This is a genomic window from Polaromonas sp. (genome assembly GCF_041689105.1).
GTDB lineage: Bacteria > Pseudomonadota > Gammaproteobacteria > Burkholderiales > Burkholderiaceae_C > Polaromonas.
In genome coordinates this window covers 19,854-35,594 of the sequence record NZ_JBDNGU010000148.1, presented here as the reverse complement: position 1 = coordinate 35,594, position 15,741 = coordinate 19,854, and the positions used below count along the sequence as shown (strand labels likewise).

The window sequence follows — 15,741 nt, the reverse complement described above, 5'->3', positions numbered from 1 at the left end:
CCATGCTGACCTTGGTCGCCTTTGTTGTTGCGCTGGGCATCCTGATCGCCATCCATGAGTACGGCCACTACCGCGTGGCGGTTGCCTGCGGTGTCAAGGTACTGAAGTTTTCAGTGGGTTTTGGCAAGCCGATCTTCACCTGGCGACTCAAGAACAGGCCCACCGAATTTTCAATCGGCATGTTGCCGCTGGGCGGCTACGTCAAGATGCTGGACGAGCGTGAAGGCCCGGTGGATCCTGCCGAGCGCCATCTGGCGTTCAACAACCGCCCCCTGGGCGCGCGAGCCGCGATTGTGGCGGCCGGACCGGCTGCCAACCTGCTGCTGGCCATCGTGCTTTATGCCATCGTCAACTGGAGCGGGCTGCAGGAACCCCAGCCCTTGCTGGCCAGCCCGGTGGCCGGGTCCATCGCCGAACGCGCCGGCCTGCGCGGCGGAGAACGCGTGCAGCAGGCCGCGTTCGACGACGAGGCTCTGCAGGAGGTGCGCTCTTTTGAAGACCTGCGCTGGCGGCTGACGCGCGCCGCGCTGGGCGGGCGTGATGTGCGCCTTGAGGTCACCGACGGTGTTGGTGCCGCGCAAGGCGATGCGATCGGCCCGTCCCGCAGCGTGTTATTGCCGCTGGGCCAGCTCAATGCAGCTGATGCTGACGCGCAGCTTTTCAGGAAGATAGGCATCCTCGGTCCCTGGACGCAGGCCGTGATTGGCGAGGTCATGCCCGGCGGTGCTGCGCAAAAAGCGGATTTGCGCATGGACGATGTGGTGCTGCGCATTGGCAACCAGCCCATTGTCGATGGACAGCAGTTGCGTGAAACCATACGTGCTTCCAAAGGTACCGAATCCTGGCAGGTCCTGCGGGCAGGGAAGACCTTTCAATTGCCGGTGACGCCGGAGATCAGGCAGGAGGCGGGGCAGTCGATTGGCCGGATAGGTGCCTACGTCGGTACGCCGCCGGCCATGGTGACGGTCCGGTATGGGCCGCTGGACGGCTTGTGGAACGGCGCGTTGCGCACCTGGCAGGTGTCGGTGCTGACGCTCAAGATGATGGGCAAGATGCTGATTGGCGAGGCGTCCCTGAAAAACCTCAGCGGGCCGCTGACCATTGCCGACTACGCCGGCAAGTCGGCGAGCATAGGCTGGAGTGCTTATCTGCTGTTTCTGGCGCTCATCAGCGTGAGCCTGGGGGTGCTGAATTTACTGCCGCTGCCGGTTCTGGACGGTGGGCACCTGATGTATTATCTTTGGGAGGCGGTAACCGGCAAGAGCGTGTCTGACGCCTGGATGGACCGGTTGCAGCGCGGTGGCGTTGCCATCTTGCTGGGCATGATGTCTGTTGCCCTGTTTAACGATGTCACCCGGCTTTTGGGTTAAATCCATATTTCTCATGCAAAAACAAATCAAACGATTCAAGGTCCGCAGCGTCTCCGCAATGGTGGCCAGCTTTTTGATCGCGCAGGCGGCCTGGGCCGTGGACCCGTTCACGTTGCGCGACATCCGGGTTGAAGGCCTGCAGCGTGTTGAGCCGGGGACCATTTTTGCTTCGCTGCCTTTCCGGGTTGGCGAAACCTACAACGACGACAAGGGTTCCAGCGCGATTCGCGCCCTGTTCGGGCTGGGCCTGTTCAAGGATGTGCGCCTGGAGGTCAGTGGCAATGTGCTTGTCGTGATCGTGGAAGAGCGGCCGACGGTGGCCGACGTGGACTTTGTCGGCGCCAAGGAGTTCGACAAGGAAGTACTTAAAAAAGCGCTTCGTGATATCGGGCTTGCGGATGGGCGGCCTTTCGACAAGGCGCTGGCCGACCGGGCCGAGCAGGAGCTCAAGCGCCAGTACATCAACCGCAGCCTGTACGGCGCCGAGGTGCTGACCACGGTCACACCGATTGAACGCAACCGCGTCAATGTGACGTTCAGCGTCATCGAAGGCGATGTTGCCAAAATCAAGGAAATCCGGGTGGTTGGCAACAAGGCCTTCAGCGAATCCACACTGCGCGGCCTGTTTGACCTCAACACTGGTGGCTGGCTGAGCTGGTACACCAAGTCCGACCGGTACTCGCGCGCCAAGCTCAATGCCGACATTGAAACCCTGCGCTCCTACTACCTGACGCGCGGTTACCTCGAATTCAAAGTGGACTCGACGCAAGTGGCCATCTCGCCGAACAAGCAGGATATTTCGGTGATCATCAACATCTCCGAAGGAGAGCGCTTTACCGTCTCGGGCATCAAGCTCGAGGGTAACTTCCTGGAGCGCGACGATGAGTTCAAGTCGCTGGTGACGATCAAACCTGGCGAGGCCTACAACGCCGACCAGGTGGCGGATACCGTCAAAGCCTTCACCGATTATTACGGCAGCTTCGGGTTTGCTTTCGCCAAGGTTGACGCCAAACCGGAAATCGACCGGACCAACAACCGTGTGGCCTTTGTGCTGCAGGGCGATCCATCGCGTCGCGCCTACGTGCGGCGCATCAACATCAGCGGGAACAACCGCACGCGCGACGAAGTGGTCCGCCGTGAATTCAGGCAATTCGAGTCGTCCTGGTACGACGGCGACAAAATCCGCCTGTCACGCGACCGCGTGGACCGTCTGGGTTATTTCACTGAGGTCAACATTGACACGCAGGAAATCCCAGGCTCGCCGGACCAGGTGGACCTTAACCTGGCCGTGGTTGAAAAGCCCACCGGCAACCTCCAGCTCGGCGCCGGTTTCTCCAGCGCCGAGAGGTTGTCTCTTGTTTTTGGTTTCAAACAGGAAAATGCGTTCGGCACGGGCAACTATTTGGGGCTGGAAGTCAACACCGGCAAGTTCAACCGGCAACTGGTGATCAGCACGGTGGATCCGTATTTCACTGCCGATGGCATCTCGCGAACGATTGACATTTACTCGCGTACTTCGCGTCCCTACAGCAGCCAGCTTGGCGCGCTGACCAGCGACTACACCATCAAGACAACCGGCGGTAGCGTGCGTTTCGGCGTGCCTTTCAGCGAACTCGACACGGTGTACTTCGGTGGCGGGTTGGAGCAGATTGATATTTCCGGGGTCAATCTGCCGCCGGTCTATCGGACCTACATTCGTGACTTTGGCGCCAAAAGCAATAGCGTGCCGCTGACGGTGGGCTGGTCGCGCGATGACCGTGACAGCGCTTTGGTTCCCAGCAAAGGCCGGTTTCAGCGCGCTTACGGCGACTGGGGTATTGCTGGCGACGCACGTTTTCTGCGCGCCAACTACCAGGCTCAACAGTACATCCCGTTGAACAAACAGTTCACCATTGCCCTGAATGGCGAATTGGGTTGGGGCAAGGGCCTCAATGGCCAGCCCTTCCCGGTGTTCAAGAACTACTACTCCGGCGGTCTGGGTTCGGTGCGCGGTTATGAACCCGGTACCTTGGGTCCACGCGACGCGCCGGGGGCTGCGGGCAACTCCATTGGCGGACCAAAAAAGATCACCCTGAATGCCGAGTTGCTTGCGCCTTTCCCCGGCGCTGGCAACGACAGGACATTGCGGCTTTTTGGCTTTGTTGATGCCGGCAATGTTTTTGGTGAGACCGAAAAATACGATCTTGGCGAATTGCGCTCGTCGGTGGGTTTCGGTATCAGCTGGATTTCACCTCTGGGGCCGTTGCGCCTCGCATTTGCCCATCCCCTGAACAAAAAGCCAACAGATAGAATCCAGAGATTGCAATTCCAAATTGGTACATCGTTCTAATGAAGCATTTCTCATCCAAGTTATTCCTGGCCACCCTGATGGCCTTGCTGACCTGCGCAGCAAGTGCTCAGGAGTTCAAGATCGGCATTGTCAATATTGACCGTATTTTCCGCGAAGCAAACACGGCCAAAGCAGCCCAGGCCAAACTGGAGCAGGAGTTCGGCAAACGCGAGAAAGACCTGGGCGATGTGGGCGCGCAGCTGAAAACACTGGCGGACAAGTTTGAGCGTGAAGCGCCTACCTTGTCCGAGAGCCAGCGTGCCACGCGCCAGAAGCAGCTGGTGGAACAGGACCGGGACTTCCAGCGCAAGCGCCGCGAGTTCCAGGAAGACCTCAATGCACGCAAGAACGAAGAACTGCAGCAGGTGATCGAGCGTGCGAACAAGGTCGTCAAAACAGTCGCAGAATCTGAAAAATACGACCTGGTCCTGCAGGAGGCTGTTTATGCCAATCCAAAGCACGATATCACCGACAAGGTTATCAAGGCGCTCAACGCTGCCAGATAAGCGTTCAGGCACAGGCCACGTGTGACGCTCAGACTCGGGGACATTGTCGCATCGCTGGCTGGCGAGTTTGACGCCAGGCTGGTGGGCGACCCCGATGTCCTCATCGAACGGCTTGCACCCCTGGAGACTGCTGGCCCCTCCGAGCTGTCTTTTCTCAGCCACATCAAATACCAGGGCAAGTTGGCCCAATCGGCCGCTGCCTGTGTGGTGGTGGGGCCGGAGGCCGCACCAGCCGCTACCCGGCGCGGTGCCTGCGTTGTGGTTGACGAGCCGTACCTCTATTTCGCCCGGATCACCCAGGTCTGGAAGAAGCACCACCAGCCCACTGGCGCAAGCGGCATACACCCGAGTGCCCTGATCGACCCCCTTGCGCAACTCGCACCCGACGTGTCCGTCGGCGCATTTGCCTGTATTGGGGCTCGGGCGGTGCTGGGTGGGGGTGTGCGTATTGGCGAACACGGCGTCGTGGGCGCTGATACGCGCATTGGGGCGGGTACGCGTCTGGCAGCCCGGGTCACGCTGGCCGATGGCTGTGTGATCGGAGAGCGCTGTATCGTGCATCCTGGTGCCGTGATAGGCGCCGACGGTTTTGGTTTTGCACCGCATGACGGGCACTGGGTAAAGATCGAACAGCTCGGCGCGGTGCGCATCGGCAACGACGTTGAAATAGGCGCCAACACCTGTATTGACCGGGGCGCCCTGCACGACACGGTGGTTGAGGACGGGGTCAAACTCGACAACCTGGTCCAGATCGGCCACAACGTACATATTGGCCGACATACGGCCTTGGCGGGTTGTGTCGGGGTGGCGGGCAGCGCGATCATTGGTGCCCATTGCACGGTGGGCGGCGGCGCGGTGGTGTTGGGGCACCTGAGCCTGGCTGACCATGTGCACATTTCGGCTGCCTCGGTGGTGACGCGTTCCATCCGCAAGCCGGGTCACTACACCGGGCTGTTTCCCATCGACGACAATGCGCACTGGGAAAAAAATGCCGCCACGCTCAAGCAGCTTCATGGCTTGCGTGAACGCATCAAGACGCTGGAGCAAATGGCTGACACAGCCTCAGGAAAGACCGAAGAAAAATCATGATGGACATCCACCAAATTCTCAAACAGCTGCCGCACCGCTATCCTTTTCTGCTGGTGGACCGCGTGCTTGAACTCGACAAGGGCAAGCGTATCAAGGCCCTGAAAAACGTCACCATCAATGAACCTTTTTTCACGGGACATTTTCCGCACCGACCGGTGATGCCTGGCGTACTCATGCTTGAAGCCATGGCCCAGGCCGCAGCCTTGCTGGCCTTTGACCTGCAGGGCGTCACACCTGACGACAAAACCGTGTACTACTTCGCCGGCATTGACGGGGCGCGTTTCAAGCGCCCGGTGGAGCCCGGCGACCAGCTGATCATGGAAGTGACCCTGGAGCGCCTCAAAGCGGGTGTCTTCAAGTTCAAGGGTGTCGCGCATGTGGAAGGCAACATGGTCTGCGAGGCCGAACTGATGTGCACCATGCGCACCATTGCCTGAATGACCCCCGCGCTTTTCGCTTCGCATATTGCGCTGCTCCCCGGGGAGGCTGCTGCGCTTGCGGTCTGGCCCTGCGGCAAGCTCAGCACAGACCAAGGCCGGTCCCGCGGGCCCGGCGAGACGGGAAGGCGGCCCGCGCCGCCGCTGTCCGACTTGTCCGCTGAACAGTTCATTTTTTCATGATGGCCATACATTCCACCGCCCTGATCGACCCGTCGGCCGAGCTTGATAGTTCGGTGAGCGTCGGTCCCTACACCGTGGTCGGCCCCCATGTGCGCGTGGGTTCCGGTACAAGCATAGGCGCCCACTGCGTGATCGAGGGCCACACGACCATCGGGCAGGACAATCGCATTTTCCAGTTCAACTCCCTGGGCGCTGTTCCGCAGGACAAAAAATACGCGGGTGAGCCCTGCGAGCTGGTCGTCGGCGACCGCAACACCATCCGCGAGTTTTGCACCTTCAATATCGGCTCGCCCGGCGATACCGGGGTGACCCGTGTTGGCAACGACAACTGGATCATGGCCTATGTGCACCTGGCGCATGACTGCGACGTCGGCAACAACACCATTTTTGCCAACAACGCGCAGCTGGCCGGCCATGTGCAGGTGGGTGACTGGGTGATCCTTGGCGGGTTTACCGTGGTGCATCAGTTTGTCCGGCTGGGCGCGCACAGCATGACAGCCATGTGTTCGCTGCTGTTTGCCGACCTGCCGCCTTTTGTGATGTGCCAGGGCCAGCCGGCCGAAGCCCGCTCGATGAATTACGAGGGTTTGCGCCGGCGCGGTTTTTCTCCCGAGCGCATCGCGGCCGTCAAGGCCATGCACAAAGCCCTGTACCGCGAAGACCTGACCCTCGAGGCAGCCAGCGGGAAGATAGCCGGGCTGAGCGAAAAATACCCAGACTCGGCACCGGACGTGGAGATGATGCTTTCATTTTTGCAGCAAGCTGCGCCGCAACGCGGCATTGTCCGTTAGGCGCTGATGCCTGTTGCACCAGTCCCTGTGCCCAACCGTGCAGAGGCCGGCGGGCCCGCCACGGCCGATGACCCGCGCATGGCAATGGTCGCCGGTGAAACCTCTGGTGATTTGCTGGCAGGCCTGCTGCTTGACGGATTCCGGGCGCGCTGGCCGGGCCTGCGCTCTGTCGGCATAGGCGGGCCGCAGATGGCCCTCCGGGGCTTCACGGCCTGGTGGCCCAGCGGGAAATTGGCGGTCCGCGGTTACGTCGAAGTCCTGCGGCACTACCGCGAGATCGTCGGCATTCGCGCGCAGCTCAGGCAGAAACTGCTGGCTGAACCGCCCGATGTGTTTATCGGTGTCGATGCGCCCGATTTCAACCTCGATCTCGAGGCCGACCTCAAGGCCGCAGGCATCCGCACCGTGCATTTCATCAGCCCTTCGGTGTGGGCCTGGCGAGCAGAGCGGGTCGAAAAAATCAGGCGCAGTGTCGATCATGTGTTGTGCATTTTTCCGTTCGAGCCCGCTTTGCTGGCGCAGCACGGCATTGCCGCCACCTATGTGGGCCATCCGCTGGCCAGCATGATCCCGCTGCAGGCCGATCAGGCCGCCGCCCGGGAAAAACTCGGCCTGCGACCGGATGATCTCGTGCTGGCCCTGCTGCCGGGCAGCCGCCAGTCCGAGATCCAGTATCTCGCCGAGAGGTTTTTTCGGGCTGCAGCCCTTGTCAGGCGGGCGCAACCAGCTATCAAAATAATAGTGCCGGCGGTGCCTGCCCTGCTTGCGCAGATCGAGCAGGCGGCGCGGGTGGCAGGGGTGCTGGACCAGGTGCAAATCGTCAGCGGGCAGTCCCACACCGTACTGGCTGCCTGTGACCTGACACTGATCGCCAGCGGAACCGCGACGCTGGAGGCCGCCCTGTACAAGCGGCCCATGGTGATTGCCTACAACATGAACTGGCTGTCGTGGCGGATCATGCGCCGCAAGAAGCTGCAGCCCTGGGTCGGCCTGCCCAACATCCTCTGCCAGGATTTTGTGGTGCCTGAACTGTTGCAGAATGCCGCCACGCCCGAAGCGCTGGCTGAAGCCGTTCTGCAGTGGATCGCTGCCAAAATTTCCGCACCCGAAAAAATCCGAGCCGTTGAACAACGATTTACAAAGCTGCACGAGGAATTGCGGCGCGATACCGCGAGAATAGCCACCGATGCGATCCAGAACATTCTTGAAGGCTGAGCAGGTCATGCTGTCCTGGGACACACCCGGCCTGTGGGCCGGTGTGGACGAAGCCGGCCGCGGGCCGCTGGCCGGCCCCGTGGTGGCTGCAGCGGTGATCCTGGACGACCTGCAGCCCATCAAGGGCCTGGCCGACTCCAAGGTGCTCACCGCGCTGCGGCGCGAGAAGCTCTACGATGAGATCCGTGCCAAGGCCTTGTGCTGCTCAATCGCGATGGCCACGGCCGAGGAAATCGACACGCTCAACATCCTCCAGGCCACCATGCTGGCCATGAAACGCGCGGTCGAAGGCCTGCGGCTCAAGCCCGTGAAGGTGTTGGTTGACGGCAACCGGCTGCCTGCGCTGAGCATCCTGGCCGAGGCCATCGTCAGGGGCGATGCGCTGGTACCGTCGATTTCTGCTGCCTCCATCCTTGCCAAGGTTCACCGCGACCGCTGGTGCGAGCAGTTTCACCTCGAATACCCGCAGTACGGCTTTGCCGGCCACAAGGGCTACGGGACCGCCGAACACCTGGCCGCCTTGCGCCAGTATGGCGCATGCCCGCAGCATCGCCGCTCGTTCAGCCCGGTGGCCGAGGTCCTGCGTTGAGCGCGGGCGCGCCGGTTTTTGTGAGCTCGCAAGGCAATGCCTTGCTCAAGGACATCCGCAGACTCTCCCAGGACAACACCGCCTACCGCAAGCAGGGCCGGGTCTGGCTGGAAGGCGACCACCTGTGCCGTGCGGCGCTGGCTCGTGGGCTGCGGCCCGCCATCGCCGTGTTTTGTGAGTCATTTTGGCCATTAGCCCCTGCCGAATGGACGCAGGCAGCTATCAAAACAATAGTGATTTCCGATGTGCTGATGCCCGACATCAGTACGCTGGAGTCGCCGGCCCGCATGGGTTTTGTGATCGATCTGCCGGCGCCAGGCGTGTTGTCGGCAGGTGCAGCGTCGCTGATTCTGGATCGTGTCCAGGACGCCGGTAATGTCGGCTCCATGCTGCGCAGTGCCGCTGCTTTTGGTTTCAGCCAGGTGCTGGCGCTCAAGGGCACGGCGGCGCTCTGGTCGCCGAAGGTGTTGCGCGCCGGCATGGGCGCACATTTCGCGTTGCAACTGATCGAAGGGCTGGCGCCCGATGACCTCCACACGCTCGCGGTACCCATCCTTGTGACCAGCTCGCACCACGGCAGCTTGCTGCACCAGCAGGCGCTGCCCATGCCCTGCGCCTGGGCCATGGGCCACGAAGGGCAGGGAGTCAGCGACGACCTGGTGGCCAGAGCCAGCCTGTCGGTGCGTATCGGCCAGCCTGGCGGGGAGGAGTCGCTCAATGTGGCGGCTGCGGCGGCCATCTGTCTGCACGCCAGCGCCCTGGCGCAGACCACCAAACGCTGAACCCAAAGAAAGGCGCTTTAGGGCGGCGAGCCATGTGCGGTTAGCCAATTGCCTGCTATTGGGAAATGCAATCAGCAGATCAGTACTTCACCTTGATCTTGTCCAGTTGTTCTTTGGTGACAGCGGGCACCTCTCCGCGTTTGTTCCAGCGGTTGAGGTTCCAGGCTCCGTCGCCGACCCAGGCTTTGACGATCTTGAGATTTACAGCACGCTCTTGCGCTGTAGAGCCGAGATATTGATTCATGTTGCCTGGTTTGCCGCCGGCGTTCGGGCTGGTTCCATCGTCCAGTCGGCGCATCAGTGCCCCGGTATCGGGCCAGGCGATAAACGCGATGAAACGCTCGTAGGAATCCATGCGCGGCCCCTGAGACCTGGCTTCATAACCCTTCTCGTCGAGCAAAAAATCAGCGCGTTCAGGCGATGGCGCACCATGACAGGCGATGCATTGAGCTTTCCATAGCGGCGCGATGCTGTTGCGATAGGTGACTTCTTGCGCCGCAACATGGCTGGCCCCCAGGACAAGCACCATCAGGGCTGTGGCAAGTTCTTTGTTCATAATCATTTCCTTGACGTGAAGTGACAACATGGGCCCCTAATCGTTCTCAAGGCCCTGACGGACAGCAATCGACTCAGTTCGAAAACGGTGAGCGACAACGCCAACGCGCGAACTCAGGGAATCCTCGCATGCACTGGAGGGTGGCGCAATGATTTGGGACAATACGACGCGTTTGCAGAGGACGCCTTTTGGACAATTTCCCCGTTCGGCACCAGCGTCGTACGCGAAACGACGGGCGTGGGGCAATTTCGGCTCGGCTATAATCAGGGGCTTTCCCGCAAACCCCTGTACGCCTAGCGCATTCAAGCCAACTCCCTTCCAAAAGCAGTCACCAAGAGTCATTTCTTGAGCACGCTTGGGCGTACCCGTAACCAACCCGGAGAACCCAGTGCTTTTGTCTCTACAGGGAAATACCCCTCACGCCATTTTGGCGCTCGCAGACGGCACGGTCTTTATCGGCAATTCCATAGGCGCCCCCGGCTCCACCGTCGGCGAGGTGGTGTTCAACACCGCCATGACCGGCTACCAGGAAATCCTGACCGACCCCAGCTATTGCCAGCAGATCGTCACCCTCACATATCCCCATATCGGCAACTACGGCATCAATGCTGAAGACGTGGAAGCAGAAAAAGTCCATGCCGCCGGCCTGATCATCAAGGACCTGCCGCTGCTGGCCTCGAATTTCCGCATGGACATGACCCTGACCGAGTACTTGGTCAAGGAAAAGACCGTTGCCATCGCCGGCATCGACACGCGCCAGCTGACCCGTCACCTGCGCACGCAGGGCGCGCAAAACGGCTGCATCCTGACATTGGCCCCCGGCGAGTTCGTGACACAAGCCGCCAAAGACAAGGCCATAGCGGGGGCCAAGGCCGCGCCCAGCATGGCCGGCCTGGATCTGGCCAAGGTGGTCTCGGTCAAGCAGACCTGCGAATGGACGCAGACCGAGTGGAAGCTGGGCGCCGGCTACGGTGTGCAGATCACACCCAAATTTCACGTTGTTGCTTTTGATTACGGCGTCAAGAAAAACATCCTGCGTATGATGGCTGAGCGCGGCGCGCGCATCACGGTGGTGCCGGCGCAGACGCCTGCAGCGGATGTGCTCAAACTCAAGCCGGACGGTATCTTCCTGGCCAACGGCCCCGGTGACCCGGAGCCTTGCGACTACGCGATTGCCGCGGTGCGCGAGCTGATCGAAACCGGCATTCCCACCTTCGGCATCTGCCTGGGCCACCAGATCATGGCGCTGGCCAGTGGCGCGAAAACCTTCAAGATGAAGTTCGGCCACCACGGTGCCAACCACCCGGTCAAGGACCTTGATAACGGGCGCGTCAGCATCACCAGCCAGAACCACGGTTTTGCGGTGGATGAAAAAACACTGCCGGCCAACCTGCGCCCGACGCATATCAGCCTGTTTGACGGCACCTTGCAGGGCTTGGCCCGCACCGACCAGCCGGCCTTCTGCTTCCAGGGCCACCCGGAAGCATCGCCCGGGCCGCACGACATTTCGTATTTGTTCGACCGCTTCACGGCACTGATGGAGCAACACAAACATGCCTAAGCGTACAGACATCAAGAGCGTTCTCATCATTGGCGCTGGTCCCATCATCATCGGTCAGGCCTGTGAGTTCGATTACTCCGGCGTGCAGGCCTGCAAGGCGCTGCGTGAGGAGGGCTACAAGGTCATCCTGATCAACAGCAACCCCGCGACCATCATGACCGACCCGGCCACGGCCGACGTGACCTACATTGAGCCCATCACCTGGCAGACGGTCGAGAAGATCATTGCCAAAGAGCGGCCAGACGCCATCCTGCCGACCATGGGCGGGCAGACCGCGCTCAATTGCGCGCTGGATCTCTGGCACAACGGCGTGCTCGACAAGTACAAGGTCGAGCTGATAGGAGCGACGCCGGAGGCCATTGACAAGGCCGAAGACCGCCTGAAGTTCAAGGACGCGATGACCAGGATCGGTCTCGGTTCGGCCCGCTCCGGCATTGCGCACAGCCTGGACGAAGCATGGACGGTGCAAAAGACCCTGGGCTTCCCGACGGTCATTCGCCCCAGCTTCACCTTGGGCGGCACCGGCGGCGGCATTGCCTACAACTCGGAAGAGTTTGAAGTCATCTGCAAGCGTGGCCTCGAAGCCTCGCCGACCAACGAGCTGCTGATCGAAGAGTCGCTGCTCGGCTGGAAAGAATACGAGATGGAAGTGGTGCGCGACAAGGCCGACAACTGCATCATCGTCTGCTCGATTGAAAATCTGGATCCCATGGGCGTTCACACCGGCGACTCCATCACCGTGGCACCCGCCCAGACTCTGAGCGACAAGGAATACCAGATTCTGCGCAACGCGAGTCTGGCTGTGCTGCGCGAGATCGGGGTGGACACTGGCGGCTCCAACGTGCAGTTCTCGATCAACCCGGAGGACGGCCGCATGGTCGTGATCGAGATGAACCCGCGTGTCTCGCGTTCGTCGGCACTGGCATCCAAGGCCACGGGTTTCCCGATCGCCAAGGTCGCAGCCAAGCTGGCCATCGGCTATACGCTCGACGAGCTGCGCAACGAAATCACCGGCGGCGCCACCCCCGCGAGTTTCGAGCCCAGCATCGACTACGTGGTGACCAAAATCCCGCGTTTCGCGTTTGAAAAATTCCCGACCGCAGACTCGCGGCTAACCACGCAGATGAAGTCGGTCGGTGAGGTCATGGCCATGGGCCGCACCTTCCAGGAGTCCTTCCAGAAAGCCCTGCGCGGCCTGGAAGTCGGCGTGGACGGCATGAACGAAAAAACGCAGGACCGCGAAGTGCTTGAAAAAGAACTTGGCGCGCCCGGCCCCGACCGTATCTGGTATGTGGGCGATGCGTTCGCCATGGGCATGAGCGTTGATGAGGTGTTTGCCCTGACCAAGATCGACCCGTGGTTCCTGGTTCAGATTGAGCAGATCGTCAAAATCGAGCTGGAACTGGAAACCACCGCGCTGGACAAGATCGACGCGACCACCCTGCGCGCCCTCAAGCAAAAAGGGTTCTCTGATCGTCGCCTGGCGAAACAGCTCAAGACCACCGACACCGCAATCCGCGAAAAACGCGTGGCGCTGGGCGTTCGCCCCGTCTACAAACGCGTGGACACCTGCGCAGCCGAATTTTCGACCAATACCGCCTACATGTACTCGACCTACGAGGCTGAAGGCAGCGAATGCGAAGCCGCGCCGACCACCAATAGAAAAATCATGGTGCTGGGCGGCGGGCCTAACCGCATCGGACAGGGCATCGAGTTTGACTACTGCTGCGTACATGCCGCGCTGGCCATGCGCGAGGACGGTTATGAGACCATCATGGTCAACTGCAACCCCGAGACCGTGTCCACCGACTACGACACCTCGGACCGTCTCTACTTCGAGCCGCTGACGCTGGAAGACGTGCTGGAAATTGTCGACAAGGAAAAACCGATGGGCGTGATCGTCCAGTACGGTGGTCAGACGCCCTTGAAGCTTGCGCTGGACCTTGAAAAAAACGGCGTGCCCATCATCGGCACCTCGCCCGACATGATCGACGCCGCTGAAGACCGCGAGCGTTTCCAGAAACTGCTGCATGCACTGAAACTGCGCCAGCCGCCCAATGCCACGGCCCGCACCGAGCCGGAAGCGCTGGAAAAAGCCGCTGCCCTTGGTTATCCGCTGGTGGTGCGTCCGAGTTATGTGCTGGGCGGCCGCGCCATGGAAATTGTTCACGAGCAGCGCGACCTTGAGCGTTACATGCGCGAAGCCGTCAAGGTCAGCCACGACTCGCCGGTGCTGCTGGACCGCTTTTTGAACGACGCCATCGAATGTGATGTCGACTGCATCCGCGACTCCGAAGGCGTGACCTTCATCGGCGGCGTGATGGAACATATCGAGCAGGCTGGCGTGCACAGTGGCGACTCGGCCTGTTCGCTGCCGCCGTATTCACTGGCTGCCGACACGATTGCAGAGATCAAGCGCCAGACCGCCGCGATGGCCCAGGCCCTCAACGTGGTCGGCCTGATGAACGTGCAGTTTGCGATCCAGCATGTGGACGGCAAGGACGTGATCTACGTTCTGGAAGTAAATCCGCGCGCTTCCCGCACCGTTCCCTTCGTGAGCAAGGCCACCGGCATCCAGCTGGCCAAGGTCGCGGCGCGCTGCATGGTCGGCCAGACCCTGGCCTCACAAGGCATTGGCAAAGAAGTCACACCGCCGTATTTCAGCGTCAAGGAGGCGGTCTTCCCCTTCGTCAAGTTCCCGGGCGTAGACACGATTCTCGGCCCCGAGATGAAGTCCACCGGCGAGGTGATGGGCGTGGGCAAAACCTTTGGAGAAGCCTTTGTGAAGTCGCAGCTCGGCGCCGGCACCAAGCTGCCGACCTCGGGCAAGGTCTTCCTGACGGTCAAGAACAATGACAAGGCCCGCGCGGTGGACGTGGCGCGCGCGCTGGCGGAACTGAAGTTCGAGCTGGTGGCCACCAAAGGCACAGCGGCGGCGATTGCGGCCGCGGGCATTGCCTGCGGTGTGGTCAACAAGGTCACCGAAGGCCGACCGCACGTGGTGGACATGATCAAGAACAACGAGATTGCGCTGGTCATCAACACCGTGGAAGAGCGCCGCAATGCGATTGCCGATTCGCGGCAGATCCGCACCTCGGCGCTGCTGGCCAGGGTGACGACCTTCACCACGATTGCTGGCGCCGAAGCGGCGGTCGAGGGCATGAAGTACCTGGACAACCTGACCGTGCACTCGATTCAGGAGCTGCACGCCCAGTTGGTCTGATCGGGGCAAGTACCGATTCGGTGCCGGTGCAGATGCATTAAACTGGCACCAGGACAAACATGTTAAGACGCCGCCGCCGGGTGACTGGTGGCGGTTTCGCTTTTGGAGGACTCAAACCATGGCAACCATTCCCATTACAAAAAAGGGCGCAGAAAAGCTCAAGGCCGAACTGCACCAGCTCAAGACCGTTGACCGCCCGTGGGTGATCAACTCGATTTCCGAGGCGCGTGCCCAGGGCGACCTGAGCGAAAACGCCGAGTACGATGCCGCCAAGGACCGCCAGGGGTTTATCGAAGGCCGCATCCAGGAAATCGAGGGCAAGCTGTCGGCGGCCCAGATCATCGATCCGTCCGAGGTCGACGCCGGCGGTAAAGTCGTTTTTGGCTCGACCATCGAGCTCCAGGACGAAGACACTGGTGACAAGGTGACTTATCAGATCGTTGGCGAGGACGAGGCCGACATCAAGGAAGGCCGCGTCAATATCAGCTCGCCGATTGCCCGCGCGCTGATCGGCAAGGATGAGGGCGATACCGCTGAGGTGCAGGCGCCCGGCGGCATCAAGCGTTACGAAATCATCGCGGTGATGTACATCTAGCCTGGCCCATGAAGCCACGGATCAGCATCCTTCTGGCCGCCCTCTGGTGGGGCAGCCTGACCGGTCTGGGTTTTGTCGTGGTGCCGATGTTGTTCATTCACCTGCCCAGCCCTGCGGCCGCCGGCGCCATGGCTGCAAAACTGTTCACGGCCCAGACCTGGCTGAGCATCAGTTGTGCCTTCTTTTTGCTGCTGCTTCTTAAGGGAAAAGAGGCCGGGGCCCTTACGCCTCCTGCGCAAGCTGCTATGAAATATGTAGTGGTTGGGCTGCTGCTGGCGGTGCTGGTCGAGTTTGGCATGTCGCCGCGCATCGTCAACGCGCGCGCCGATGGTGGCAATCTAAAGCTCTGGCACGGCCTCGGCACCGCGATGTATGTGGCGCAATGGCTGGCGGCCGGCTGGACGCTGTGGGTCCTCAGCCATTCGACGAAAGCGGACGCCGCTTAGCCTGCGTATCCAAAGACTGCCCCCTTCTTTTCAAGCAGGAGCCGCGGATCTGGCTTTGCCAGTCCGCAG

General features: G+C 61.1%; 14 protein-coding genes. 13 read left to right on the top strand and 1 reads right to left on the bottom strand.

Annotation, left to right across the window (positions count from 1 at the left end; translation table 11 throughout):
• The first annotated feature begins 2 nt into the window (after positions 1-2).
• From rseP to ACESMT_RS15365, 9 genes are all read left to right on the top strand, one after another.
• Complete coding sequence (gene rseP / locus ACESMT_RS15405) at positions 3-1,370, top strand: RIP metalloprotease RseP (RefSeq protein WP_372827472.1); 1,368 nt, start codon at positions 3-5, stop codon at positions 1,368-1,370.
• A gap of 13 nt (positions 1,371-1,383) precedes the next feature.
• The gene (bamA, locus tag ACESMT_RS15400; protein WP_372827471.1) at positions 1,384-3,699 is read left to right on the top strand and encodes an outer membrane protein assembly factor BamA; all 2,316 of its coding nucleotides are present in this window, start codon (positions 1,384-1,386) and stop codon (positions 3,697-3,699) included.
• Entirely contained in the window at positions 3,699-4,205 is a 507-nt protein-coding gene (locus tag ACESMT_RS15395) for an OmpH family outer membrane protein (protein ID WP_372827470.1), read from the top strand. Before bamA ends, ACESMT_RS15395 begins: the two co-directional genes overlap by 1 nt.
• A gap of 21 nt (positions 4,206-4,226) precedes the next feature.
• Positions 4,227-5,294 carry a UDP-3-O-(3-hydroxymyristoyl)glucosamine N-acyltransferase gene (gene lpxD, locus ACESMT_RS15390; RefSeq protein ID WP_372827469.1) on the top strand — a complete coding sequence of 356 codons (1,068 nt, stop codon included), beginning with the start codon at positions 4,227-4,229 and terminating at the stop codon, positions 5,292-5,294.
• Positions 5,291-5,731, top strand: coding sequence for a 3-hydroxyacyl-ACP dehydratase FabZ (gene fabZ / locus ACESMT_RS15385; RefSeq protein ID WP_372827468.1), 441 nt, complete (start codon positions 5,291-5,293; stop codon positions 5,729-5,731). Before lpxD ends, fabZ begins: the two co-directional genes overlap by 4 nt.
• 179 nt (positions 5,732-5,910) lie before the next feature.
• Positions 5,911-6,705, top strand: a complete 795-nt coding sequence (gene lpxA / locus ACESMT_RS15380) for an acyl-ACP--UDP-N-acetylglucosamine O-acyltransferase (RefSeq protein ID WP_372827467.1) — start codon at positions 5,911-5,913, stop codon at positions 6,703-6,705.
• An 84-nt stretch (positions 6,706-6,789) separates the two neighbouring features.
• Positions 6,790-7,920 carry a lipid-A-disaccharide synthase gene (lpxB, locus tag ACESMT_RS15375; protein WP_372827516.1) on the top strand — a complete coding sequence of 377 codons (1,131 nt, stop codon included), beginning with the start codon at positions 6,790-6,792 and terminating at the stop codon, positions 7,918-7,920.
• Positions 7,892-8,509, top strand: a complete 618-nt coding sequence (rnhB, locus tag ACESMT_RS15370; protein WP_372827466.1) for a ribonuclease HII — start codon at positions 7,892-7,894, stop codon at positions 8,507-8,509. The genes lpxB and rnhB overlap by 29 nt, the downstream gene beginning before the upstream one ends.
• On the top strand, positions 8,506-9,291 hold the full coding sequence (locus tag ACESMT_RS15365; protein WP_372827465.1) for a TrmH family RNA methyltransferase: 786 nt from the start codon (positions 8,506-8,508) through the stop codon (positions 9,289-9,291). Before rnhB ends, ACESMT_RS15365 begins: the two co-directional genes overlap by 4 nt.
• A gap of 79 nt (positions 9,292-9,370) precedes the next feature.
• On the opposite strand, the gene ACESMT_RS15360 is transcribed toward ACESMT_RS15365, so the two are convergent.
• The gene (locus ACESMT_RS15360; RefSeq protein WP_372827464.1) at positions 9,371-9,847 is read right to left on the bottom strand and encodes a cytochrome C; all 477 of its coding nucleotides are present in this window, start codon (positions 9,845-9,847) and stop codon (positions 9,371-9,373) included.
• 388 nt (positions 9,848-10,235) lie between these two features.
• Between ACESMT_RS15360 and carA the strand changes: the two genes are divergently transcribed.
• The 4 genes from carA to ACESMT_RS15340 all read left to right on the top strand — a co-directional run bounded on the left by carA (position 10,236) and on the right by ACESMT_RS15340 (position 15,672).
• On the top strand, positions 10,236-11,408 hold the full coding sequence (gene carA / locus ACESMT_RS15355; protein ID WP_372827463.1) for a glutamine-hydrolyzing carbamoyl-phosphate synthase small subunit: 1,173 nt from the start codon (positions 10,236-10,238) through the stop codon (positions 11,406-11,408).
• Positions 11,401-14,631, top strand: a complete 3,231-nt coding sequence (gene carB, locus ACESMT_RS15350; RefSeq protein ID WP_372827462.1) for a carbamoyl-phosphate synthase large subunit — start codon at positions 11,401-11,403, stop codon at positions 14,629-14,631. The genes carA and carB overlap by 8 nt, the downstream gene beginning before the upstream one ends.
• A gap of 118 nt (positions 14,632-14,749) precedes the next feature.
• Positions 14,750-15,226 carry a transcription elongation factor GreA gene (greA, locus tag ACESMT_RS15345; protein ID WP_372827461.1) on the top strand — a complete coding sequence of 159 codons (477 nt, stop codon included), beginning with the start codon at positions 14,750-14,752 and terminating at the stop codon, positions 15,224-15,226.
• 8 nt (positions 15,227-15,234) lie between these two features.
• Positions 15,235-15,672 (top strand): DUF4149 domain-containing protein, encoded by a 438-nt coding sequence (locus ACESMT_RS15340; protein ID WP_372827460.1) that lies wholly within the window; start codon positions 15,235-15,237, stop codon positions 15,670-15,672.
• Positions 15,673-15,741: the final 69 nt, after the last annotated feature.